Origin of the sequence: Microbispora sp. ATCC PTA-5024 (assembly GCF_000511135.2) — a bacterium.
GTDB lineage: Bacteria > Actinomycetota > Actinomycetes > Streptosporangiales > Streptosporangiaceae > Microbispora > Microbispora corallina.
This window is the reverse complement of sequence record NZ_KI866527.1, coordinates 171,883-195,724: the sequence shown is the minus strand read 5'-3', so window position 1 is coordinate 195,724 and position 23,842 is coordinate 171,883. Positions and strand designations below refer to the sequence as shown.

The window sequence follows — 23,842 nt, the reverse complement described above, 5'->3', positions numbered from 1 at the left end:
CAGGAGGGCGTCGTGCGTGTCGGTGTGCTGGGTCTCGGCCGGATAGGCGCCTTCCACGCGGCGACGCTGGCGGGGCTCGCCCGCGAGGGCCTGGTGGACGGCCTGGTCGTGGGCGACGCGGACGGCGGGCGCGCCGAGGAGGTCGCCGGGCGCCTCGGCGTCGCTGTGGGCGACCCCTTCGAGGCCGACGCCCTGGTGATCGCGACTCCGACCTCCACGCACGCCGCGCTGCTGGTCGAGGCCTGCCGGCGGAGGCTGCCGGTCTTCTGCGAGAAGCCGGCCGCGCCGACCCCCCGGGAGACCCTGGAGGTGCGGGAGGCCGCCGAGCGGGCCGGAAGCGTGGTCCACATCGGGTTCCAGCGGCGGTTCGACGCGGGCTACACGGCCGCCCGCGAGGCGCTGCGCGCCGGCGAGATCGGCCGGCTCGACCGCGTCCACCTGATCACCGCGGACCCCCGGCCACCGGCCTCCGGGTACATCCCGCTGTCCGGCGGGATCTTCCGCGACTGCCACATCCACGACTTCGACATCCTCCGCTGGGTCACCGGCCGCGAGGCCGACAGCGTGTACGCCACGGGGGCCAACCGGGGCGAGGCGTTCTTCGCCGAGGCCGGCGACGTGGACAACAGCGCGGCCCTGCTGACCATGGACGACGGCACGCTGGTGACCCTGCAGGGCTCCCGCTACAACGGCAACGGCTACGACGTGCGGATGGAGCTGGCCGGCAGCCGCGCGACCTGGGCCGTGGGCCTCGACGCCCGCGTCCCGCTGCATTCGGCCGACGGGCCCGGCCCCGGCGGCGAGCCGTGGCCGGACTTCCAGGCCCGGTTCGAGCCGGCGTACGTCCGGGAGATGGCCGCCTTCCTGGAGGCGGCGCGGGGCGAGCGGGAGAGCCCCTGCACCGTGGACGACGCGCTGGCCGCCCTCTACATCGCCGAGGCCGCCGACCTGTCCCGCAGGGAGGGCCGTGCGGTCCGCCTCACGGAGGTGACGAAGTGAAGATCGCCGGAGCGCCCATCTCGTGGGGCGTGTGCGAGGTCCCCGGCTGGGGACACCAGCTCGGCCGCGACCGCGTCCTCGCGGAGATGCGCGACCTCGGGCTGACCGCCACCGAGCTGGGCCCGGACGGTTTCCTGCCGCCCGATCCCGAGGAGCGGCGCGCGCTGCTCGGCGCGTACGGGATGCGGGCCGTGGGCGGGTTCGTCCCCGTCGTGCTGCACGACCCCGGGCGGGATCCGCTCGTGGGGCTGCGGCCGCTGCTGGAGTCGTTCCGCGAGGGCGGGATCGAGGTGATGGTCCTGGCCGCGGCCACCGGCCTCGACGGCTACGACGAACGGCCGGCCCTCGGCCCGGCCGGCTGGGAGGCGCTGCTCGGCGCCCTCGACCGCGTGCTCAAGGAGGCGGCCGACGCGGGCGGCCCGCTCATCACCCTGCATCCCCACGTGGGCACCATGGTGGAGACCCGCGAGGAGGTGCGGCGGGTGCTCGACGGCTGCGCCGTGCCGCTGTGCCTCGACACCGGGCACCTGCTGATCGGCGGCACCGACCCGCTGGACGTCGTCCGGGAGGCCCCGGAGCGGGTGGCGCACGTCCACCTCAAGGACGTGGACGCCGGGCTGGCCGGGCAGGTCGGGGACGGCAGGCTGACCTACACCGAGGCCGTGGCGAAGGGGATCTACCGGCCGCTCGGGACCGGGGACGTGGACGTGGCGGCCGTCGTCCGCGGCCTCGGCATGGCCGGGTACGACGGGTGGTATGTCATGGAGCAGGACGTCGTCCTCGACCGCGACCCCGAGCCGGGGGAGGGGCCGATCCGCGACGTGAGAGCCGGCATGGACTTCCTCGAGGGCCTCACATGACCGAGGTGCTGACGATCGGCCGGATCGGGGTGGACGTGTACCCCCTGCAGGTGGGGGTGTCGCTCCGGGAGGTCGAGACGTTCGGCAAGTATCTCGGCGGCAGCCCGGCCAACGTGGCCGTGGCCGCGGCCAGGCACGGGCGCTCGGCGGCGGTGATCACGCGGACCGGCGCCGACCCGTTCGGGGAGTTCCTGCACGACGCGCTGGCCTCCTACCGGGTGGACGACCGCTACGTGACGGCCGTCGAGGGCCTGCCGACCCCCGTGACGTTCTGCGAGATACGGCCGCCCGAGGACTTCCCGATCTTCTTCTACCGCTACCCCAAGGCTCCCGACCTGGAGATCCGTCCGGAGGAGCTGGACCTGCCCGCGGTCGCCGGGGCGGGGCTGTTCTGGGCGACCGTCACCGGGCTGTCCCAGGAGCCGTCCCGGTCGGCCCACTTCGCGGCGTGGCGGGCCCGCGGCCGCCGCCCGCTCACCGTCCTCGACCTCGACTACCGGCCCATGCTGTGGCCCGATCCCGCCGACGCCCCCGCCCTCGTACGGCGGGCCCTGGAGCACGTGACCGTCGCCGTGGGGAACCTCGACGAGGTGGAGGTGGCCACCGGGACGCGGGAGCCGTACGACGCGGGGAAGGCCCTGCTGGACGCCGGGCTCGACCTGGCGGTCGTGAAGCAGGGCTCGAACGGCGTGCTGGGCATGACGAGGGACGAGACCGTGACCGTGCCCCCCCAGCAGGTCGAGGTCGTGAACGGCCTGGGCGCGGGCGACGCGTTCGGCGGCGCGCTGTGCCACGCGCTGCTGGCCGGCTGGCCGCTGGAGCGGACGCTGCGCTTCGCCAACGCCGCGGGCGCGATCGTGGCCGGGCGGCTCGCCTGCGCCCCGGCGATGCCCACCACCGAGGAGGTCGAGGCGATGCTGGCGGGGGACGCGCATGCGTGACGAGGACTACCGGCGGCTGCTGAACGACCGCGCCCGCCATCCCGAGCGCATCGCCGAGGCGGCGGCCGTGCGGCGGCGCAGGCCGCTCCTGGAGGAGCGCGACCAGCTGATGATCATCGCGGCCGACCACCCGGCGCGCGGCGCGCTCGGCGTGTCCGGGCGGCCGATGGCCATGGCCAGCCGGGTCGACATGCTCGACCGGCTCCTGGTCGCCCTGTCGCGGCCCGGCGTCGACGGGGTGCTCGCCACGCCCGACGTGATCGAGGACCTGCTGCTGCTCGGGGCGCTGCACGACAAGGTCGTGATCGGCTCGATGAACCGGGGCGGCGTCCAGGGGGCGGTGTTCGAGTTCGACGACCGGTTCACCGCGTACGACACCGAGGCGATCGTCGCGATGCGGCTCGACGGCGGCAAGATGCTGTGCCGGATCGGGCTGGAGGACGACCGGACGGCCGGGACGCTGGAAAGCTGCGCCCGCGCCGTCACCGAACTGGCCAGGAACGGGCTGACCGCCATGGTCGAGCCGTTCTGGTCCCGCAGGTCGGGCGGGGCGGTGACCCACGACCTGTCGGCCGATGCCATGATCCACGCCATCCACGTGGGCCAGGCACTTGGGGCCTCCTCGGCCCGCACCTGGCTGAAGATCCCCGTCATCGACGACATGGAGCGGGTGATGGAGGCGACCACGCTGCCGACGCTGCTGCTCGGGGGCGACCCGAGCGGGGCGCCCGAGGAGGTCTACGCCTCGTGGGGCAAGGCGCTGCGCCTTCCCGGGGTGCGCGGGCTGGTGGTGGGCCGGGCGCTGCTCTACCCGCCGGGCGACGACGTGGCGGCCGCCGTCGACACTGTCGCCGGGCTGCTGGAAGGGGCGGGGCGATGAGCCACATCCCGTTCGGGACGGCCGGGGCCGGCCCCTGGGCCGTCCAGGTCACCCCCGAGTCGGCCGGCTGGACGTACTGCGGCCTGCGGATCGCGGACCTCGGGGACGAGCCGGTCGAGTTCGCCACCGGCGCGGAGGAGATGCTGGTCCTGCCGCTGTCCGGCTCGTGCGAGGTGGTGGCCGACGGGCTGCGGATGGCGCTCCACGGGCGGGAGTCGGTGTTCCACGGGCCGTCCGACTTCGCCTACCTGCCCATCCGGACGTCCGTTCGGCTGTCCGGGCGGGGCAGGGTCGCGCTGCCGGCCGCCCGGGCGACGCGGCGCCTGCCGGTCCGGTACGGTCCGGCCGCCGACGTGCCGGTGGAGATCCGGGGGGCGGGGCAGTCGACCCGGCAGGTGAACAACTTCTGCTCGCCGGAGGCGTTCGACTGCGACAGGCTGGTGGCCGTCGAGGTCCTCACGCCCGGCGGCAACTGGTCGTCGTACCCTCCGCACAAGCACGACACGCTCCGCGAGGGCGAGGCCGTGCTGGAGGAGATCTACTACTTCGAGGGCGGCCCCGGCTACCAGCGGGTGTACGGCGGGCACGACGTGCTGGCCGAGGTGGCGGCCGGAGACGTGGTGCTGGTGCCGCGCGGCTACCACGGCCCGTCGATGGCCGCCCCCGGCTACGACCTCTACTACCTCAACGTGCTGGCCGGTCCGGCCGAGAAGCGGACCATGGCCTTCTGCGACGACCCCCGGCACGCGTGGATCCGGTCGTCGTGGAGCGGCCAGCCGATCGACCCCAGGGTCCCGTTCGGGCGAGGTGAGAACTGATGCGGCTCACGGTGGCACAGGCGCTGGTGCGCTTCCTGTCCCGGCAGCGGACCGAGCGCGACGGCGTGGAGCGCCGGCTCGTCCAGGGCTGCCTGGGCATCTTCGGGCACGGGAACGTCGCCGGGATCGGGCAGGCCCTGGCGTCCGAGGGGGCGGGCACCGGGTCCGCCCTGCCGTACTACCTCGCCCGCAACGAGCAGGCGATGGTCCACACGGCGGTCGGGTACGCCCGCCAGGCCAACCGGCTGTCCGCGTTCGCCTGCACGAGCTCGATCGGGCCCGGCGCGACCAACATGGTCACCGGGGCGGCGCTCGCCACGATCAACCGGCTGCCGGTGCTGCTGCTGCCCGGCGACATCTTCGCCACCCGGGTCGCCTCGCCGGTCCTGCAGGAGCTGGAGGACCCCCGGTCGTACGACGCCAGCGTCAACGACTGCCTGAAGCCGGTCAGCCGCTTCTGGGACCGGATCAACCGGCCCGAGCAGCTCCCGTCGGCGCTGCTGGCCGCGATGCGCGTGCTCACCGACCCGGCCGACACCGGCGCGGTGACGCTGGCCCTGCCGCAGGACGTCCAGGCCGAGGCGTACGACTGGCCGGAAGAGCTGTTCGCCGAGCGGGTCTGGCACATCGGCCGCCCGGTGCCCGAGCCGGCCGCGCTCGCCCGGGCCGTCCGGGCGATCGAGCGGTCGCGGCGGCCGCTGATCGTCGCGGGCGGCGGGGTCAGGTACAGCGAGGCGTGGGAGGGGCTGCGCGCCTTCGCCGAGCGGTACGGCGTCCCGGTGGGGGAGACCCAGGCCGGCAAGGGCGCCCTGCCGCACGACCATCCCCTGGCCGTGGGGGCCGTCGGGCACACGGGGACGGCGGCCGCCGACGCGCTCGCGCGGGAGGCCGACCTGGTGATCGGGATCGGCACCCGGTACAGCGACTTCACCACCGCCTCCCGGACCCTCTTCGGGGCGGCCGACGCGTTCGTCAACGTCAACGTGGCGGCCTTCGACGCGTACAAGCACGCGGCCGTCCCGGTCGTGGCCGACGCGCGGGCGGCGATCGAGGCGCTGGAGGAGGCGCTGCGGGGGCGGTGGCGCGCGGACGACGACTGGACCGAGCGGGCCACCCGGCTGGCCGGCGACTGGCGGGACGTGGTGGCCGGGGCGTACGCCGGGGAGGCCCTCACCCAGCCGGTCGTGCTGGGGATCGTCAACGAGGCCGCCCTCGCGGCCGCCGGGGGCTCGGTCGTGGTCAACGCCGCCGGGTCGATGCCGGGCGACCTGCACAAGCTGTGGCGGGCGCCCGACCCCGAGGCCTACCACGTGGAGTACGGCTACTCCTGCATGGGCTACGAGATCGCGGGCGGCCTCGGCGTGAAGCTCGCGGCGCCGGAGCGCGAGGTGTTCGTGCTGGTCGGCGACGGGTCGTACCTCATGATGGCGCAGGAGATCGCGACCGCCGTCCAGGAGGGCGTGAAGCTCACGATCGTCCTGGTGGACAACCAGGGGTTCGCCTCGATCGGCAACCTGTCGGAGTCCGTCGGGGCGCGGCGGCTCGGCACGGCCTACCGGCTGCGCGGCGGCTCCGGCGACCTCGACGGGGACAGGCTGCCGGTGGACCTCGCGGCGAACGCGGCCAGCCTCGGCGCCGACGTGCTCCGGGCGACCGACCCCGGCTCGCTGCGCGCCGCCCTCGCCAAGGCCGTCGAGGCCACACGGACGACGGTCGTGTACGTGGAGACCGTGCCCGGCGCGGCGCCCGACTCGGGCGCCTGGTGGGACGTGCCGGTGGCCGAGGAGGGCGTGCCGGAGATCCGCGAGCGCTACGAGGAGGCCAAGCGGGCCCAGCGGCCGTACCTCTGACCGCCCCGGCCTCGTCGCGGGCGGCTCAGGGCGCCGCGGGGGCGGGGGAGGCCGAGGCGGAAGCCGTACGGGGCTCGAACCCCCGGGCGAGCAGGATGATCACGGCGGAGAGCACGAGGGGCGCCGCGAACGCCACCCGGTACGTGGACGTGCCGGCGATCACGCCGACCAGGGCGGCGCCGAGCACGAACCCGACGTAGTTGAACATGTTGACCCGGGCGATGGCGACGCCGGTGCCCGCGGGGTCGAGCCGTCCCGCCGCGGAGAACGACTGCGGGGCGACCACGGACAGGCCCACCCCGGTCAGGGCGAAGCCGGCGATGGCCAGGGGCACGCCGGGGGCGGCGACGATCGCGACGAAGCCCAGCGTGGCGACGGCGCCCCCGGCGCGGACGATCGCGGCCGGGCCGTACCGGCGGACCGCGAAGTCGCCGCCCACCCGGATGAGGAACGTGGTGGCCTGGTAGGCCCCCAGCGCCAGCGGCACGACCGCCGGAGAGCCGTGCATGATCTTGTCCATGAAGACGGACCCGTAGTTGGAGATCGACGAGTCCCCCACGTACAGGAACGCCATGGCGAGGCACAACGGGATGATCGGCCGCCACGGGAACCGGGGAGCCGCGGCGGCGGATGCCGTCGCGGCGCCGTCCTCCTCGCCGACGTGCTCCTCGGCGGGCCGGTAGAGACCGGCGGAGGCGGCCAGCGAGATGACGACGGCCGGGACCAGCGCGATCGCGAACGTCGTGGACAGGGCGAGCCCCAGACCGGCGGCCGTGGACGCCCACAGGGCGCCGATCACGGCGGCGGCGCTCCACAGCGCGTGGAACCCGGTCAGCACCGGCCGTCCGTACCGGCGCTCGACCGCGACCCCCTGCATGTTCATGCCGGCGTCGACCCCGCCGAGGGCGAGGCCGAACAGCACGTTGGACGCCACCAGGGACGGCACGTTCGGGGCGAGCCCGGCCAGGACGACGGCCGCGCAGGCGAGCGGCTGCACCAGCCGCAGCACCCGGCGGCTGCCGAACCGCGAGGCGAGTGTTCCCGCGAGCACACTCCCCACGCCCGCGATCACGGGCACGACCAGCAGCAGGACGGTGAGCTCGTCGTCGGACAGGCCGTGCTTCTTCTGCAGGGCCGCGACCTGGGACAGCAGCGTGGCGAACGTGAGTCCCTGCACGAAGAACACGGCGAAGGTGGCGAGCCGCGCCTGCCGGTCGCGAGGAATGGGCACCGCGGCCTCCAAAACATGAGGAGGGTTCAATTTCGCGTCAGACTAAGAGGCGGCACCCCCGGGGTCAATGGTTTCGCGTACGGCGGGCGACGGGACGCGGGACCCAGCGGCGGGTGACTACGTATGTGCGCCGGTCAGGTAGGGCTACCACGGTTTTCCCCGTTTCAGCGGGAAGGCCCGCCACGGAGGCTGGTATCCAGGCGCCGGGGTCCCTCGGCAGTGAGGGGAACGGGCCGGCGTCCACCTCTTGCCGTGCACTAGGAAGCGCCGATGAACAGCATAGTGAAACGGATGGAACACGCCGAGCGCATCGCCGAGCGCGCGCTCGGGCGGCAGCGGCAGTTCGCCGCGGACGCGTCCCATGAGCTGCTCACGCCCATCGCCGGCATACGCGCGCAACTGGAGGTCGCCCGTCTCTACCCGGACGACGTGTCCGAGGCGATCGAGGGGGCGCTGCGGGCCACCACCAGGCTGGAGGCGATCGTCGCCGACCTCCTGCTACTCGCCGGGATCGGCGCCGCGACCCTGGCCGAGAGCGAGGAGATCGATCTCGGTCAGCTGGTCGCCGCGGAGCTGGGCCGCCGGCCCGGCCGCCGTCCGACCCGGCTCCACCTCACGTCGAGGGTGATCGTCGGAGGGCTGCGGCCGCTGCTGTCCCGCATGGTGGCGTGCCTGCTCGACAACGCCGAACGGCACGCCGCCACCTCCGTCCACGTCGAGGTGCGCAGGGAGGGCGAGCGGGCCGTGCTCGCGGTCACGAACGACGGGGAGGCGATCCCCGAGGCGGAGCGCGAGCGGGTCTTCGACCGGTTCTACCGTAGGGACGCGGCCAGGAGCAGGAGCAACGGCGGCCCCGGACTCGGGCTCGCCATCGCCCGGGAGGTCGCCGAGGCTCACGGAGGCCGCATCGCCGTCCAGGACGCCGAGCCCGGGAGCCGCTTCGTCGTCAGCCTTCCACTCGCGCCCTCCGGCGAGGTCGTCGTCTCGTACGGACGGAGGGCGCCGGTGATCCGGTCGCGCACCGCGTCGTCCGGGCGGGGTCCCACGCCTCCGCCCGGCGTCGCGGCGCGCGGCCGCTTCACCGAGTGCGGCGAGGCCGCCTCGGGATGGCGTCGTGATCCCGCGTGTGCCCCCCGGCGGCCTTCCGCGCGGCCACCCATGCCGCGATCTGCGTGCGGGAGCTGAAGCCGAGCTTCGTCAGGATGTGCTCGACGTGGCCCTCGGTGGTGCGCTGCGCGATCACCAGCGCGGAGGAGATCTCCTTGTTGCTGAGCCCCTGGGAGATCAGCTCCGCGATCTCCCGCTCCCGCCCGGTCAGCGGCGACGGCTCGGGCCCGGCCCGCTCCCCACGCCCCGGGCGCCCCTCCCCGAACATCTCGTCCGGCCCCTCGTCCGGCTCCGCGCCGGGCCCCTCGTCCGGCCTCTCGTCCAGCCGTGATCCGAGCGCCTCGGCGACGGCGTCGTCGAGCGTCAGGCGCTCGCCCTGCCGCAGGGCCCGGTCGAAGGACCGCTCGCCCATCCTCTCGCGCAGGGCGATCACGCACCGTTCGTGGGACTCCGAATAGCTCGCCACCCGCTGTATCGACGCCCCCGCCGCCCGGCACAGCTCCTCGGCCACGCCGAGCATGCGTGCCGCGGAGGCGTCGCGGCGCCCGGTCTCGAAGATCCAGCCGAGCACCTCGAAGGTGGTGGCGAGCGCCAGCCGGTCGTCGAAGTCCCGGCCGACCACCAGACTCTCCCGGGCCAGGTCCGTCGCCCTCTCCGCGTCCCCGCGCTGCCAGGCGTGGACGGCGGCCACCGTCAGCACCCAGGACCTGATCCAGCTGTCCCCGCCGCTTTCGGCCAGCGCGAGGCTCCGCTCGAACAGCCGCCGCTCTCGGTCCTCCTCGCCGAGGCTGCCGGCCGTGGCCGCGAGCGTCAGCAGGCCGACGAGGGCGGCCAGACCGTCACCGGCCGCGGTGTGGCCGGTCACGGCCTCCTCCAGCAGGACGGCCGCCCGTGCGTAGTCTCCGTGCTGGTGGGCGGCGATGCCGGAGACCAGCGAGCCCAGGGCCAGGCTCTTCGCGTGGCCCAGCTTCTCCGCGAGCGCGAGGCCCTCGCCGACGAGAAGCTCGGCCACGGCGGTGTCGCCCTGTATGAACGCCATCTGCGCGTCGGCGCACAGCGCCTCGGCCCGTACGGCGGTGGGCGCCGGGGCCGACTTCAGCAGCAGGTCGAACCAGTGGCGTCCCTCGCTGTAGAACGCGTTGGGCAGCCAGTAGGTCTCGTACAGCAGGGCCGCCATGAGCAGCCCCACGTCGGCCTCGCCCCGCTCGTGCAGGCAGAACTCCAGAGCGCCGCGCAGGTGCGCCTGCTCCAGGCGCAGCCGGGCGAACCACCCGGCCTGGGCCGGGCCGAACCACTCGCCGGCCGCCCGTTCCAGCAGCGCCAGATAGTGGTCGCGGTGGCGGCGCGCCAGCGACCGCCGCTCGTCGGGCCCGTCGAGCCGCAGCCGGCCGAACTCCCGCAGCGTCTCCAGCATGCGGAAGCGGACCTCGCCGTGATGCTCCTCGCGCAGCAGCAGCGACTTGTCCAGCAGCGCGTCGATCAGGTCGAGGACGTCCTCCGGCTCCACGTCGCCGCAGGCGCAGACGTCCTCCACGGCCTTGAGGTCGAAGTGGCCGGGGAAGACCGACATGCGGCTCCACAGCGTCCGCTCCGCCGGTGACAGCAGCTGGTAGCTCCAGTCGACCAGCGCGTGCAGGGTCCGCTGGCGCGGCGCGACCGTACGGCTCCCGCTCGTCAGGCAGGCGTACCGGTCGGTGAGGCGCTCGACCAGCGTGCCGACCGACAGCGCCCGCAACCGGACCGCCGCGAGCTCGATCGCCAGGGGGATGCCGTCCAGCCGCCGGCACAGCTCGACCACGTCCGCCGCGATGTCCGGGGTGAGGCGGAACCCGGGCACCACGGCGGACGCCCGCTCCAGGAAGAGGCTCACCCCGTCGTACAGCTCCAGCGCCCTGCCCGTGAGCGGCCGGCCGGGCTCGGGCAGCGCGAGCGGTGCCACCCGCATCTGGTGCTCGCCGATGATCCCGAGGGACTGCCTGCTGGTCGCGAGGATGCGCAGGTCGGGCACGGCCCGCAGGAGGCGGTTCGCGAACGACGCGCACGCGTCCCGCAGGTGCTCGCAGTTGTCGAGGACGAGCAGGGTCCGCCGCCCGGTGAGCACCCTGGCCAGCGCGTCGACCGGGTTGATCTCGGACTGCACCCCCAGGGTCGCCGCGACCGTCTCGGCCACCAGGGCCGGGTCGTCGAGGGCGGTCAGGTCCACCAGCCAGACGGCGTCGAACGCCCGGTGCTGCTCGGCGGCCGCCCGCAGCGCGAGCCGGGTCTTGCCGACGCCGCCGACTCCCGTGAGGGTCACCAGACGCGAGACCGAGAGCAACCGGCGGATCTCGGCAAGCTCGCGCCTGCGGCCCACGAAGCTGGTCAGGTCGGCCGGAAGGTTGCCGATCTGACGGACCAGCGCCGCCGGAATGGCCACATTTCCACGCTAGGCGGAGACGAAGTGCCAGGTCAAACCTGGTGACCTTGGTCGCGTGGCGGCGTCCGCCCGGCGAGTGCCCGCCCTCGCGCGCGACCGTACGGACTCGGCGCCGGTGCGTTCCGGGCGCGATCGTACGGTCCCGGAGCCGGTTCCGGACGCGACCCCCGGCCGGGGCCGGGGGAACCGCCCGAAGGGAAGGCGGCGCGAACACCGTTCAGCGCTTACTCTCGATGTGTGAGCAGCGAGTCGTCAGCGAACAAGTGGATCTCCGCATTCCTCGCGCCGCGGGTCCAGGACGGCACCGATCCGTCGCTGCTCCGGGCGTCCGACGCCGACCGGGAGCGCGTGCTCGCCGTCCTCGCCGAGGCGGTCACGGACGGACGGCTCACCCCGCTCGAACACGAGGAGCGCGTCGACCAGGCGTGCGCCGCCCGCACGCTGGGCGAGCTGGCCGCGCTCACGGCCGACCTGCTGCCCCCCGAGAGCCAGCCGTTCCGCGTCGACAACCGGCCGGTGACGGCCTTCTTCCGGTCCGAGAGCCGTACGGGCCGGTGGGTGGTGCCGTCCCAGGTGCCCGTCACCTCGCTGGGCGGCAAGGTCACGATGGACCTGTGCGAGGCGCTGCTCCAGTCGCGCCGGGTGGTCGTCCAGCTCGCCGTCATGGCCGGCACGGTCACGCTCGTCGTCCCCGAGGGCGTACGCATCGTCACGGCGCCCTCCGCCCGGGTCCGCACGGTCAGGAACGAGGTGCGGCTCCCGCCGGGCGCGACCGGCCACGCGCCGGACGCGCCCGTGATCGAGCTGGCCGGGTTCGTCGTCGGCGGCAAGGTCGTCGCCCGGTCGCCGAAGCGGCCCCGGCGGGGGCTGTTCCGCCGCGGCTGATCCCCGGGTCCGGGGCTTTCCCGGCGGCGGGCTTTCCCGGCGGTCGGGCTCAGACGGCGGTCGGGCTCAGACGGCGGTGTCGAAGTTGATCGCGCTGTAGGCGCCGAGCTTCCAGAGCTGGTGCTCGCTCTCGATCTTCCGGATGGTCCCGGAACGACCCCGCATGACGAGCGAGTGCGTGACGGCGGCGCCGCCCTGGAAGCGCACGCCGTACATGAGCTCGCCGTCGGTGATCCCCGTGGCGGCGAAGAACACGTCGTCGGAGCGGACGAGGTCGTCGGTGGTGAGCACCCGGCCGAGGTCGAGCCCGGCGTCGAGCGCGCGGGCGCGCTCGTCCTCGTCGCGGGGCCAGAGCTTGCCCTGGATGACGCCGCCCATGCACTTCATCGCGCAGGCCGCGACGATGCCCTCCGGCGTGCCGCCGATGCCGAGCATCAGATCCACGCCGGTGCCGGGGCGGGCCGCCATGATCGCGCCGGCCACGTCACCGTCCGTGATGAACCGGATCCGGGCGCCGGTCTCCCTGATCTCCTTCACGATCCGCTCGTGCCGGGGCCGGTCGAGGATGACCACCGTCACGTCGGACGGCTTGGCGCCCTTGGCCCTGGCCACGGCCCTGATGTTGTCCGCGACCGGGGCGTCGATGTCCACGTGCTCCGCGGCCTGCCGGCCGGTCACCAGCTTCTCCATGTAGAAGACCGCCGAGGGGTCGTACATCGAGCCCCGCTCGCTCACCGCGATCACCGACACCGCGTTGTTCATGCCGAGCGCGCACAGACGGGTGCCGTCGATCGGGTCCACGGCCACGTCGCACTCCGGACCGGTGCCGTCGCCGACCTCCTCGCCGTTGTACAGCATCGGCGCGTTGTCCTTCTCGCCCTCGCCGATCACCACCACGCCCTGCATGGAGACGGTGTTGATCAGCTGGCGCATGGCGTTGACGGCCGCGCCGTCCGCCCCGTTCTTGTCACCGCGGCCCACCCAGCGGGCCGCGGCCATCGCCGCCGCCTCCGTCACCCTCACCAGCTCGAGAGCCAGATTCCGGTCGGGCGCGTGTTCCCCCGTGGCCAGCACGGCCGGCACGTGATCAGACATCGATCCCCTTAGCTGGAAGGTTCCCGTCCTCACTGATCGTAGTTGTCCGGGCGCTTCTTGTCCGATTGGTCTGTACCTGTCCTCCCTGGTGGGGGCCCATTTGGCCCCGTGACGCCCCAGGACGGGCAGGCCGGGGATATCGTCGCGGCATGAGCAGCGACACCGAGCGAACGGTTACAGCGCGCACGTCGGACCGCGGCGCGGCCACGCGTGGGGCGCTCCTCGACGCGGCGAAGGAGATCTTCGTCACGAGCGGATTCGCCGAGGCGGGCGTCACGGAGGTCGTGGCGCGGGCCGGCGCCAGTGTCGGCAGCCTCTACCATCACTTCTCCGGCAAGGCCGACCTCTACCTCACCCTCTTCGAGGAGTTCCAGAAGCGGCAGACCCAGCGGACCCGGCAGGCCGTCCAGGACGCGCGGGCCGCCGGCGAGACCGACCCGATGCCGCAGTTCCTCGCCGCCGCCGGCGCCTACCTGGACGGATGCCTCGCCGAACGCGATCTCGCGGCGCTGTTCCTGCGCGGTGACGCGCCCCCCGGCTTCGAGGTCATCATGCGGGACCGGCTGCGGCAGTGGGCCAGGCGGACCGCGGCCCTCTTCGAGCACGAGGACGCCCTGGTCGTCGTGGTCACCGGCGCCCTCGCGGCCGTCGTCCAGGAGGTGACGCTCTCGGACGACCCCGAGGCCGCCCGCCGCATGGCCGAGGAGGCGCTCGCCATCATCGGCCGGATCCACCGGACCTGACGGCGCCTTCCCCCGGCCGCCGACGGCCCTCCCGAGCCGAGGCCGGGCGCGCCCGCCGGGCCGCACGTTGTCCACAGGCGGTGGAGGCCGAGTCGGGGACCTGCCCTTCCGGCCGGTAGTCTCATGATCGTGAGACGGTTCACCCAGGGCTTTCTCGGCTACGCGTTCGCGCTGCTCGTGGTCCTCGCCGGTGTGGGGCTCTTCCTGCTCGTCACCCCGCAGGACCGCACGGAGCACATCCCGCGGGTGGACTACTCCATCGACCAGGTCAACGCCGCGCGCAGCGCGCCGTACGAGGTCGTCGCCCCGCGCCAGGTGCCGCCCGACTGGGTGCCGAACAGCTCGACGCTGACCCAGGACGGCGGCGTGACGTGGCGGCTCGGCTTCGCCACCGCGAAGCGGGAGCACGCGATGGTGGCGCAGAGCGACGAGCGGCCGCCGGGCGCGTTCGCGAACCGCATGGCCAACACCGAGACGGCCAGCGGCAGTCTCCAGATCGGCGGGGTCACCTGGCAGGAGCGCGTCCGCCCCGACAAGAACCAGCGGTCGCTGGTGCGGGTCCTCCCCGACCACACGGTCGTCGTCACCGGCACCGCCGGCTGGGACGAGCTCAGCGCGCTCGCGGCCAGCCTGTCCCCGCAGGCCAAGCCCTCCGCCACGCCCTCCGGCTGACCTCGGTGGCCCGCATGCCTCGATCGCGCGACGAGGAGTCGTCTGTCAGAACGGGGCCTCGTCGGAGCCGGCCGCCTGGGGCTCCTGACGCTGGGCCATCGCGGCCGCCAGCTTGGCCCGGGCGCCCTGCAGCCACTCCTCGCAGACGGCGGCCAGCCGCTCGCCCCGCTCCCACAGCTCGATCGACTGCTCCAGCGTGAGCCCGCCGGTCTCCAGCCGCCGGACCACCTCGGTCAGCTCCTCGCGAGCCTGCTCGTACGACGGCGCCTGCTTCTCCTCAGCCACGACCCCACCCTAGAGGTCGCCCCCGACAGCCGTGCGGCGCGATGTCGACGACACCTGTCCGATTTGGGCATATATGTAGTGATTTGAACGTTTTAATCACGTACCAATCCATGACCGACAGATGAACCGGGGGGTCATCTCTATGTGCGGCATAACCGGCTGGGTGGACTACGGACGCGACCTGTGGCAGGAGCGGGGGACCGTGCAGGCCATGACCGACACGATGGCGTGCCGCGGACCGGACGCCGAGGGCGCGTGGATCGACCGGAACGTCGCGTTCGGGCACCGCCGGCTGGCCATCATCGACATCGAGGGCGGACGCCAGCCGATGCTCGCGGAGGCCGACGGCCGCCTCGTCGCCGCGCTCACCTACAGCGGCGAGGTCTACAACTTCCGCGAGCTCAGGGCGGAGCTCGCCCAGCGGGGACACCGGTTCCGCACGCAGAGCGACACCGAGGTCGTCCTCGAGGCGTACCTGGAATGGGGCGAGGACTTCGCCGACCGGCTCAACGGCATGTACGCCTTCGGCATCTGGGACGCCCGCACCGAGGAACTCCTCCTCGTCCGCGACCGGATGGGCATCAAGCCCCTGTACTACCACCCGACCTCGAACGGCGTCCTGTTCGGCTCCGAGCCCAAGGCCATCCTGGCCAACCCGCTCGTCGAGCGCGTCGTCGACGCCGACGGCCTCCGCGAGATCCTCTCGTTCGTCAAGACGCCGGAGAACGCCGTCTTCCGCGGCATGTACGAGGTCCGTCCCGGCCAGATCGTGAAGGTGCGCCGCGAGGGCCTGAGCAAGCGCCGCTACTGGAAGCTGGAGTCCCACGAGCACACGGACGACCTGGGCACGACCGTGCGGACGATCCGCGACCTGCTCGACGACATCGTGGCCCGGCAGCTCATCTCCGACGTGCCGCTGTGCACGCTGCTGTCCGGCGGCCTCGACTCCAGCGCCGTCACCGCGCTCGCCGCGCGCGCCCTGGAGGGCCAGGGGAGGGTCCGGTCGTTCTCCGTCGACTTCGCCGGCTACGCCGAGAACTTCCAGCCCGACGACACCCGCGACACGCCCGACACCCCCTACGTCCACGACGTGGTCCGCCACGTGGGGTCCGAGCACACGGACATCGTGCTCGACTCGGCCGACCTGATGGACGCGGGCGTCCGGCGGGCCGTCCTGCGGGCCCGCGACCTGCCGCTCGGCATCGGCGACATGGACACCTCGCTCTACCTGCTGTTCAAGGCCATCCGCAGGCACTCCACGGTGGCGCTGTCGGGCGAGTCGGCGGACGAGGTCTTCGGCGGCTACCGCTGGTTCCACGACCCGGAGGCCGTCCACGGCGACACCTTCCCGTGGCTCGCCGTCCCCGGCGTCACCGGCCTGGCGACGCGCGGCGAGTTCCTGGAGGAACACCTGCTGCGCAAGCTGGACATCCCCGCGTACCGCGCCGACAGCTACCAGCGGGCCCTCGCCGAGGTGCCGCGCCTGCCGGGCGAGACCGGGCTGGAACGCCGGATGAGGGAGATCAGCTACCTCCACCTCACCCGGTTCGTCCAGATCCTGCTCGACCGGAAGGACCGGATGAGCATGGCCGTCGGCCTCGAGGTCCGCGTCCCGTTCTGCGACCACCGCCTGGTCGAGTACGTCTTCAACGCCCCGTGGGCCATGAAGACGTTCGACGGCCACGAGAAGAGCCTGCTGCGCGCCGCCGCGGCCGACGTGCTGCCGCGCTCGGTCGTCGAACGGCGCAAGGTGCCCTACCCCTCCACCCAGGACCCGGCGTACGAGCGGGCGCTGCGGGCGGAGGTGACCCGGCTGCTGGACGGCGGCGACTTCGCCGCGGCCGGCCTCGTGGACGCGGGCAAGGTGCGGGACATGCTCGACCAGCCCATCGGCACCGTGAGCTTCCAGGGCGCCCGGACCTCGCTGGAGGGCCTGCTCCAGCTCAACGCCTGGCTGGAGAACTACGGCGCCCGCGTCTCCATCTGATCACCGCGCCGCCCGAGGCCCGGCACCGCGCCGGGCCTCCGGCACGCGCCAGAGGGGCGGTGCGCCGGAGCCGGGCCTCCGGCATGGCGGTGTGCGTGAGCCGGGTTTCCAGCATGTGTCAGAGGGGCTGTTCGCCGGGGAGGGCCGTCACGCCGACGCGATCGTCGGAGAAGCGGATGGTCAGCTCGTCGCCGGGCTTGACGTCGGCCGCGAGCCGGACGACCTCCCCGGAGGGCCGCTGCGCGATGGCGTAGCCGCGCTCCAGCGTCGCGGCGGGCGAGAGCGCCACGAGCCGGGCACGCAGGTGCTCCAGCGAGTCGGACGAACGGTCGAGGGACGCGGTCAGGCACCTGCGGGACCGGTCACGCAGGGCGTCGATCTGCTCGGCCCGCCGGTCGAGCTCGCGCACCGGGTCGGCCAGGGACGGCCGGGACCGCACCGACTCCAGCCACGACAGCTCGCGCTCGACCCAGCCGCGCACGACCCGGCGGCCCCGGTCCCTGAGCTGGTGGACGAGGGCCAGTTGCTCGCCCACGTCGGGGACGACCTTCTTGGCCGCGTCGGTCGGCGTCGAGGCCCGCACGTCGGAGACGAGGTCGAGCAGCGGGGTGTCCTGCTCGTGGCCGATAGCGCTGACCACGGGCGTGCGGCAGGCCGCGACGGCCCGGACCAGCGCCTCGTCGGAGAACGGCAGCAGGTCCTCCAGGGAGCCGCCGCCCCTGGCGACGATGATGACGTCCACCTCGCGGTCGGCGTCGAGCCTGCGCAGCGCCTCGGTCACCTCGCCCACGGCGTACGGCCCCTGGACGGCCACCTGCTCCACCTTGAACCGGACGGCCGGCCAGCGGCGGCGTGAGTTCTCCAGCACGTCGCGCTCGGCGGCCGAGTCGCGGCCGCAGATCAGCCCGATCGTGCCCGGCAGGAACGGCAGCCGCCTCTTGCGGTCGACGTTGAACAGGCCCTCGGCGGCCATCACCTGCCGGAGCCGTTCGAGCCGGGCCAGCAGCTCGCCCACGCCGACGGGCCGTATCTCCAGCGCGGTGAACGCGAACGACCCCTTGTTGACCCAGAAGTCCGGCTTGACGTGCATGACCACGCGCGCGCCGTCCACCGGACGGGGCACGCTCGCCTCGTAGACGCCGCGCGAGCAGGTGATCCGGGCCGAGACGTTGGCCACCGGGTCGCGCAGGGTGAGGAACACCGTGCCGCCGCGCGCGGTCAGCTCGGTGATCTGCCCCTCCACCCAGACGGTGCCCAGTTTGCCGATCCACTGGGCCACCAGCTGGAGCACCGACCGGATCGGCAGCGGCGCCTCGGGGGACGTCTTCGCGCTCACAGGCCCTCCTCGCCGGCGGGCGGCGTGGCGCCCGCCGCCCGCTCGCCGTCCCGCATCCGCAGGTTAGCCGTCGCCGCCGACATTCCGCGGGCCGGTCGAGGTCAGGACTCGCTCCGCAGCTTCGACAGCCGGTTCTGGAACAGGCGGACGACCTCGGGCCGGTTGGCGTTCGTCTGCTCGTAGTCGAGCAGGTCGTGCACCTGCTCCACGGACTTGCCGCGCAGCCGCGCGCGCAGCGAGGCCACGGTCAGGTCCGCGTAGCCCGGCATCGGCTCGCCCTGCCCGTTCGCGCCCGAGACGGACGGCGTGGCGGCGCCCGCGTCCGTCACCGGCCCCTCGGCGGCCGTCCCCGCGGACGTCGCGGCGGCGGGGGCCGTGCCGGTGACGTCGTCCGCGGCGGCCGCCTTGGCCCGGCTCCTCGACGGCGTGGCCGAGGTGCCCTTCGCGGTGCCGCTCCGGCTGCGGGTCGTCTTGGTGGGCGTGGCCGTGGTCTCCGTGTCCTTCGTCCCGGTGGCCGTGGCGTCGGCGCCCTTGTCCTCCGCGGCCGTCGCGGCGGCCTTCGCGCGGGTCGTGCGCGCGGCCGTGCCGCGGCCGGCGGTGCTTCTCGTACGCTTCGCGCCGCTCTCAGCCGCGGTCGCGGAGGCCTCGGTAGCTGTCTCGCCTGCGGCGGGGGCCGCCTCGGCGGGCGCGGCGGCGGCAGCGGTGGAGGCGGCGGCGGTGGTCCCGCGCGTCCTGCTCGTCCGCGTCGTACGGGTCGTACGGGTGGCGCGCGCCGGCTTGGCCGGCGTCTCCGCGGGTGTCTCCTTCGCGGCCGGCTCGTCGGCGGGCTGCGTCTCCTTCGCGGCGGGCGTCTGCGGCGCGACCGGTTCGGCGGCCTGCGGCTCGCGCTCCCCGGCCTCCTGGAGCTCGGCCTGGCGGTCCAGGACCGCGGCGACGGCCGGCGGCTCGGCCTCGACCGGCACGGCGGGCAGGTCGAGCTTCTCCGTCTCAGCCGGGGCCGCGACCTCGGCCTCCTCCGCGCCTTCGGGCTTCTCCGCGCTTTCGGCCTTCTCCGCGCTTTCGGCCTTCTCCGCGCTTTCGGCCTTCTCCGTGGGCGCGGAGACGGCGGCGGCCTCCGCGACGTCGGACGGGGCGGGAGCCGGGGTCTCGGCGGCCTTCGCGGCCGGAGGCTCCTCGGCCTTCGCCGACGGGCGGGGCGCGAAGATGACGGGCTCACGGCGCTCGGCGCGCGGCTCGGCGGCCTCCTCCCGGCTCTCCTCCTCCCGCTCCTCGCCGCCCGAGAGGCGCTTGATGGACGAGCGGACCCGGTCGCCGAGCAGCAGTGCCTGCCCGACCCCGTTCAGCGCCGTCTGGAGCACGAAGACAGGCAGATCCTTGGCCTTCTCCCGTAGCTGGTCGCGGTTCTCCAAGGCGTCGCGCAGTGGCTTCGTAATGGCTCTAAGGACGGACATGACAGCTCCCGGGGAGATCTGTTCTCAGACATCCAGTCTCGCAAGACCGGGGTCAAGAGGCAGGTGGCGTTCCCCATAGCATAGGAACATGGACGAGCACACCCAGACGCCTCGCCGTGTCCTGGTCGCCAAGCCGCGCGGTTACTGCGCGGGAGTGGACCGCGCCGTCGAGACGGTCGAGCGGGCACTGGACCGGTACGGCGCGCCCGTCTACGTGCGCAAGCAGATCGTGCACAACACCCACGTGGTGAAGGGGCTGGAGGCCCGCGGCGCGATATTCGTCGACGAGACCGAGCAGGTGCCCGAGGGCGCCATCGTGATCTTCTCGGCGCACGGCGTGGCGCCGAGCGTCCACGAGGAGGCGGCCGCCCGGGGGCTCAGGACGATCGACGCGACCTGTCCGCTCGTGACGAAGGTGCACAACGAGGCCAAGCGGTTCGCGGCCAAGGACTACGACATCCTGCTGATCGGCCACGAGGGCCACGAGGAGGTCGAGGGCACCGCGGGCGAGGCCCCGGCGCACATCCAGCTCGTGGACGGCCTCGAGGGCGTCGACGGCGTCACCGTGCGCGACCCGGACAAGGTCGTCTGGCTCTCCCAGACCACGCTGTCGGTCGACGAGACCACCGAGACGGTCGCCCGGCTGCGCACCCGCTTCCCCAACCTGATCGACCCGCCGAGCGACGACATCTGCTACGCCACGTCCAACCGGCAGACGGCCGTCAAGCAGATCGCGGCCGAGTCTGAGCTCGTCATCGTCGTCGGCTCGACGAACTCCTCCAACTCCAAGCGGCTGGTGGAGGTGGCCAAGGACTACGGCGCCGACGACGCCCACCTCGTCGACGACGCCTCGCACCTCCGTGACGAGTGGCTGGAGGGCGTGACGACGGTCGGCCTGACCAGCGGCGCGTCGGTGCCCGAGGAACTGGTGGACGGGGTGCTGCGGGCGCTCGCCGAGCGTGGCTTCACCGACGTCCAGGAGGTCGAGTCGGTCAAGGAGAGCATGCGCTTCGCGCTGCCCCACGAGCTGCGCCGCGACCTGCGCACCGCCGACTCCGCCTGACGCCGCCGCCTGAGGCCGCGACCTGCGGGCAGGCAGGCGGCCCGGTCGGCGGCTGTCGTCACTCGTCCGCGGTCGTGCCGTACACGCGGGGCTCGAAGTAGCCCTCGGGCTCGGGGTCGAAGCCCGACCGGCGGGCCCGCCGTCCCCGTGACGCGGGCGCGGCGGCGGCCGGTACGGGAGCGTCCCCCGGGGTGTCCTGCCGCAGCTCGCGGATGTTGTCCGGCAGCCCCCGGAACCAGCCGACGGCCAGCGCCAGCGCCGACCCGGCGAACAGCCACGGCGCGCCGGACGACAGCGCCGTGAACAGCCCAAGTCCCAGGGTCTGCACCATCGAGCCGGACCCCAGCGACCGTACGGCCTCCACGAGCAGGGTGGCGGCGAAGAAGACCAGCGGGGGCGTGACCACCAGCGGGAGCAGGTCACGCGGCTGCACGAGCAGGACCGCCGCGAGGCATCCGGCGACGAACGCCGGGCCGGGGAGGCGGAGCAGCTGCCCCAGCAGCGTGACGGCGAAGAGCACGACGATGGCTCCCCGGGCGGTCAGCCTGATCTGTGCTCGATCCGCGCCTGTCATCGAGCCCCCTTACGACAAGTCTCGCGTCAATTTACCGTTCTGACGATGGACAGGAGGGGGGCTTACCTGCTCTTCACCTTCGAGTTCGGGCATCGCCACCTGCCGGGGGACCTCCTCGACGGGGTCCGGCCCGTCGAGGGGGTCGTCCACGAACCCGAGGTCGTTCATCTTGCGCGCGCTGACCAGCACGCGGCTCTCCAGCGAGCCGACCGTCTGGTTGTACGCGGCGACGGCCCGGGACAGGGCCTTGCCGAGGCCGTCCATGTGGCGGCCCAGGCCGCCGAGCCGTTCGTACAGCTCCTTGCCGAGGTCGAAGACGGCCTTGGCGTTCTCACTGAGGGCGGCCTGCTGCCAGGCGTACCCCGCGGTGCGGAGCATCGTGATCAGCGTCGTCGGCGTGGCGATGTGGACGCGCCGGCGCATGGCGTACTCCAGCAGCCCGGGGTCGCGCTCCAAAGCCGGGGCGAGGAACGCCTCGCCGGGAATGAAGAGCACGACGAACTCGGGCGACGGGCTGAACGCCTGCCAGTACGCCTTGGCCGCCAACCGGTCGACGTGCTCGCGCAGGTGCCGGGCGTGCGCGTCGAGCCGGGCCGACCCGTAGTCGGGGTCGCCCGCCTCCGCCGCCTCCAGGTACGCGGCCAGCGACACCTTCGAGTCGACGACGATGTTCTTGCCGCCGGTCAGCCGCACCACCATGTCGGGGCGGACCAGGCCGTCGCGGGTGAAGGCGGTCGTCTGCTCGTCGAAGTCGCAGTAGCGGGCCATGCCGGCGATCTCGGCCACCCGGCGCAGCTGGAGCTCCCCCCAGCGTCCGCGGGCCTCGGGCCGCTGCAGGGCCCGTACGAGGGCCGCCGTCTGGCCCTTGAGCTGTTCCGAGCTCTGCCGGACGAACTCCATCTGCTTGCTCAGCTCGGCGCGGGCGGCGCGGGCTCCGGACTCGCTCTCCCTGAGCTGGGCCTCGACCTTCGCCAGCGTCTCCCTGAGCGGGGTGACCAGGTTCTCGACGGCCTGCCTGCGCTGCTCCAGGTCGCCCGCGGCCTCGGCCCGGGTGGTGTTGAGCCGGTTCTCGGCGAGTTCGAGGAAGCGGAGGTTGTTGACGTCGAGGGCGTGCGCGGAGATGGCCTGGAACCGCTCCGACAGCTGGTTCTCCATGTAGGCGACCTTCTCCTCGGCCGCCCGCGCCCTCGCCTCGGCCTCCGCCACGCGGACGGCGGACCGCGCCGCGTCGCTCGCCGTACGGGTCCGGGCCAGGGCGAAACCGATCACGATCCCGGCGGCGAGACCCACGGCGAGCCACAGAGCGAGGGCCGTCACATCCACGCTCCGGATCATTTCAGGCATTCACCGCGCGCAGGGGGAGGCGCGCTCATCGGGGGACGTGAGCCGGGCCGCCCGCCGATGTCCCTTACACCCGCCCGGGCCCGTAAACTCGGCCTACGTGAGCCTGAGCATCGGCATCGTCGGTCTGCCCAACGTGGGCAAGTCCACGCTTTTCAACGCCCTGACCAAGAGCGGGAACGCGCTTGCCGCGAACTACCCGTTCGCCACGATCGAGCCGAACGTGGGCATCGTCGGCGTGCCGGACGCGCGGCTGGCGACGCTCGCGGAGATCTACGGCTCGGCCCGCGTCCTCCCCGCGAAGGTGGAGTTCGTCGACATCGCCGGCCTGGTCAAGGGGGCGTCCGAGGGGCAGGGCCGGGGCAACCAGTTCCTCGCCAACATCCGGGAGACCGACGCGATCTGCCAGGTCATCCGGGTGTTCTCCGACCCCGACGTGACCCACGTCGACGGCGCCGTCTCGCCCGAGCGCGACATCGAGACGATCAACACCGAGCTGATCCTCGCCGACCTCCAGACGATCGAGAAGGCGCTGCCGCGCCTGCAGAAGGAGTCCAGGAACAACAAGGACCGCAAGGTCCTCCTGGAGGCCGCCGAGGCCGCCGCGAAGCTGCTCGACACCGGCACGACGCTGTACGCCGGCGCCAAGGGGGCCGGGATCGACCCCGCCGACCTGCGCGAGCTGCACCTGCTCACGGCCAAGCCGTTCCTGTACGTCTTCAACCTCGACGCCGACGAGCTGATCGACACCGAGCTGCGCGCGAAGCTGTCGGCGCTCGTCGCGCCCGCCGAGGCCGTGTTCCTCGACGCGAAGATCGAGTCTGAGCTGGTCGAGCTGCCCGACGACGAGGCGCTCGAGCTGCTGCAGTCGGTCGGCCAGGAGGAGTCCGGGCTGTCGCAGCTCGCCCGGGTCGGGTTCGAGACGCTCGGCCTGCAGACGTACCTCACGGCGGGCCCGAAGGAGACCCGCGCCTGGACGATCCGCAAGGGCGCGACCGCGCCCGAGGCCGCCGGCGTCATCCACACCGACTTCCAGCGCGGCTTCATCAAGGCCGAGGTCATCTCGTACGGCGACCTCGTCGAGGCCGGCTCGGTCGCCGCCGCGCGCGCCGTCGGCAAGGCGCGGATCGAGGGCAAGGACTACGTGATGCGCGACGGCGACGTCGTCGAGTTCCGCTTCAACGTCTGATCGCGGTTCATCGTCTCCTGGATGGAGTTGGCCGGGCGGGGCGTTGCAGGGTGCTTCGATGCCGCTGAACAGCGTTGCCGGGCAGGTTCGGCGGCCCTACGGTGATCGGGTGATGATCC

Annotated in this window: 21 protein-coding genes; 13 read left to right on the top strand and 8 right to left on the bottom strand. The window is 73.4% G+C overall.

Annotation, left to right across the window (positions count from 1 at the left end):
* Positions 1-12: 12 nt before the first annotated feature.
* The 6 genes from MPTA5024_RS35390 to iolD are packed head-to-tail and all read left to right on the top strand — an operon-like array spanning position 13 to position 6,348.
* Positions 13-999, top strand: coding sequence for a Gfo/Idh/MocA family protein (locus MPTA5024_RS35390; RefSeq protein WP_036332348.1), 987 nt, complete (start codon positions 13-15; stop codon positions 997-999).
* Positions 996-1,859 (top strand): TIM barrel protein, encoded by an 864-nt coding sequence (locus tag MPTA5024_RS35385; RefSeq protein ID WP_036332346.1) that lies wholly within the window; start codon positions 996-998, stop codon positions 1,857-1,859. Before MPTA5024_RS35390 ends, MPTA5024_RS35385 begins: the two co-directional genes overlap by 4 nt.
* Positions 1,856-2,800, top strand: coding sequence for a 5-dehydro-2-deoxygluconokinase (iolC, locus tag MPTA5024_RS35380; RefSeq protein ID WP_036332344.1), 945 nt, complete (start codon positions 1,856-1,858; stop codon positions 2,798-2,800). The genes MPTA5024_RS35385 and iolC overlap by 4 nt, the downstream gene beginning before the upstream one ends.
* Complete coding sequence (locus tag MPTA5024_RS35375) at positions 2,793-3,680, top strand: class I fructose-bisphosphate aldolase (protein ID WP_036332342.1); 888 nt, start codon at positions 2,793-2,795, stop codon at positions 3,678-3,680. The genes iolC and MPTA5024_RS35375 overlap by 8 nt, the downstream gene beginning before the upstream one ends.
* Positions 3,677-4,498, top strand: coding sequence for a 5-deoxy-glucuronate isomerase (gene iolB, locus MPTA5024_RS35370; RefSeq protein ID WP_036332339.1), 822 nt, complete (start codon positions 3,677-3,679; stop codon positions 4,496-4,498). Before MPTA5024_RS35375 ends, iolB begins: the two co-directional genes overlap by 4 nt.
* On the top strand, positions 4,498-6,348 hold the full coding sequence (iolD, locus tag MPTA5024_RS35365; protein WP_036332337.1) for a 3D-(3,5/4)-trihydroxycyclohexane-1,2-dione acylhydrolase (decyclizing): 1,851 nt from the start codon (positions 4,498-4,500) through the stop codon (positions 6,346-6,348). Before iolB ends, iolD begins: the two co-directional genes overlap by 1 nt.
* Before the next feature lie 25 nt (positions 6,349-6,373).
* On the opposite strand, the gene MPTA5024_RS35360 is transcribed toward iolD, so the two are convergent.
* Positions 6,374-7,579, bottom strand: a complete 1,206-nt coding sequence (locus MPTA5024_RS35360) for an MFS transporter (RefSeq protein WP_036332879.1) — start codon at positions 7,577-7,579, stop codon at positions 6,374-6,376.
* A gap of 270 nt (positions 7,580-7,849) precedes the next feature.
* Here MPTA5024_RS35360 and MPTA5024_RS35355 point away from each other — a divergent pair, with 270 nt between their 5' ends.
* Positions 7,850-8,764, top strand: coding sequence for a sensor histidine kinase (locus tag MPTA5024_RS35355; RefSeq protein ID WP_084370260.1), 915 nt, complete (start codon positions 7,850-7,852; stop codon positions 8,762-8,764).
* Here MPTA5024_RS35355 and MPTA5024_RS35350 read toward each other — a convergent pair.
* Positions 8,658-11,102 carry a LuxR C-terminal-related transcriptional regulator gene (locus MPTA5024_RS35350; protein WP_051459071.1) on the bottom strand — a complete coding sequence of 815 codons (2,445 nt, stop codon included), beginning with the start codon at positions 11,100-11,102 and terminating at the stop codon, positions 8,658-8,660. The two genes, MPTA5024_RS35355 and MPTA5024_RS35350, sit on opposite strands and share 107 nt — an antisense overlap.
* Positions 11,103-11,339: 237 nt before the next feature.
* Between MPTA5024_RS35350 and MPTA5024_RS35345 the strand changes: the two genes are divergently transcribed.
* The gene (locus MPTA5024_RS35345) at positions 11,340-11,987 is read left to right on the top strand and encodes a DUF1707 SHOCT-like domain-containing protein (protein WP_084370259.1); all 648 of its coding nucleotides are present in this window, start codon (positions 11,340-11,342) and stop codon (positions 11,985-11,987) included.
* Between the two features lie 66 nt (positions 11,988-12,053).
* On the opposite strand, the gene glpX is transcribed toward MPTA5024_RS35345, so the two are convergent.
* The gene (gene glpX / locus MPTA5024_RS35340) at positions 12,054-13,082 is read right to left on the bottom strand and encodes a class II fructose-bisphosphatase (RefSeq protein ID WP_036332335.1); all 1,029 of its coding nucleotides are present in this window, start codon (positions 13,080-13,082) and stop codon (positions 12,054-12,056) included.
* 149 nt (positions 13,083-13,231) lie between these two features.
* Between glpX and MPTA5024_RS35335 the strand changes: the two genes are divergently transcribed.
* Positions 13,232-13,825, top strand: a complete 594-nt coding sequence (locus MPTA5024_RS35335; RefSeq protein WP_036332333.1) for a TetR/AcrR family transcriptional regulator — start codon at positions 13,232-13,234, stop codon at positions 13,823-13,825.
* A gap of 129 nt (positions 13,826-13,954) precedes the next feature.
* Positions 13,955-14,497 (top strand): DUF4245 domain-containing protein, encoded by a 543-nt coding sequence (locus MPTA5024_RS35330; RefSeq protein WP_036332874.1) that lies wholly within the window; start codon positions 13,955-13,957, stop codon positions 14,495-14,497.
* Positions 14,498-14,542: 45 nt separating this feature from the next.
* On the opposite strand, the gene MPTA5024_RS35325 is transcribed toward MPTA5024_RS35330, so the two are convergent.
* A complete protein-coding gene (locus MPTA5024_RS35325) occupies positions 14,543-14,782 on the bottom strand; it encodes an exodeoxyribonuclease VII small subunit (RefSeq protein ID WP_036332331.1) in 240 nt (79 codons plus the stop codon).
* 121 nt (positions 14,783-14,903) lie between these two features.
* Here MPTA5024_RS35325 and asnB point away from each other — a divergent pair, with 121 nt between their 5' ends.
* Complete coding sequence (asnB, locus tag MPTA5024_RS35320) at positions 14,904-16,769, top strand: asparagine synthase (glutamine-hydrolyzing) (RefSeq protein WP_332310663.1); 1,866 nt, start codon at positions 14,904-14,906, stop codon at positions 16,767-16,769.
* Positions 16,770-16,887: 118 nt separating this feature from the next.
* Here the strand turns inward: asnB and xseA are convergent, their stop codons facing one another.
* Entirely contained in the window at positions 16,888-18,105 is a 1,218-nt protein-coding gene (xseA, locus tag MPTA5024_RS35315; RefSeq protein WP_036332327.1) for an exodeoxyribonuclease VII large subunit, read from the bottom strand.
* A 101-nt stretch (positions 18,106-18,206) separates the two neighbouring features.
* A complete protein-coding gene (locus MPTA5024_RS35310; protein ID WP_157099900.1) occupies positions 18,207-19,556 on the bottom strand; it encodes a hypothetical protein in 1,350 nt (449 codons plus the stop codon).
* An 88-nt stretch (positions 19,557-19,644) separates the two neighbouring features.
* Here MPTA5024_RS35310 and MPTA5024_RS35305 point away from each other — a divergent pair, with 88 nt between their 5' ends.
* Positions 19,645-20,619, top strand: coding sequence for a 4-hydroxy-3-methylbut-2-enyl diphosphate reductase (locus MPTA5024_RS35305; RefSeq protein WP_036332322.1), 975 nt, complete (start codon positions 19,645-19,647; stop codon positions 20,617-20,619).
* A 58-nt stretch (positions 20,620-20,677) separates the two neighbouring features.
* On the opposite strand, the gene MPTA5024_RS35300 is transcribed toward MPTA5024_RS35305, so the two are convergent.
* Positions 20,678-21,193, bottom strand: coding sequence for a DUF6542 domain-containing protein (locus MPTA5024_RS35300; protein WP_036332320.1), 516 nt, complete (start codon positions 21,191-21,193; stop codon positions 20,678-20,680).
* A gap of 9 nt (positions 21,194-21,202) precedes the next feature.
* Positions 21,203-22,516, bottom strand: a complete 1,314-nt coding sequence (locus MPTA5024_RS35295) for a DNA recombination protein RmuC (RefSeq protein WP_084370296.1) — start codon at positions 22,514-22,516, stop codon at positions 21,203-21,205.
* Between the two features lie 118 nt (positions 22,517-22,634).
* On the opposite strand from MPTA5024_RS35295, the gene ychF reads away from it, so the two are divergent.
* Positions 22,635-23,723 (top strand): redox-regulated ATPase YchF, encoded by a 1,089-nt coding sequence (gene ychF / locus MPTA5024_RS35290; RefSeq protein WP_036332318.1) that lies wholly within the window; start codon positions 22,635-22,637, stop codon positions 23,721-23,723.
* Positions 23,724-23,842 lie beyond the last annotated feature (119 nt).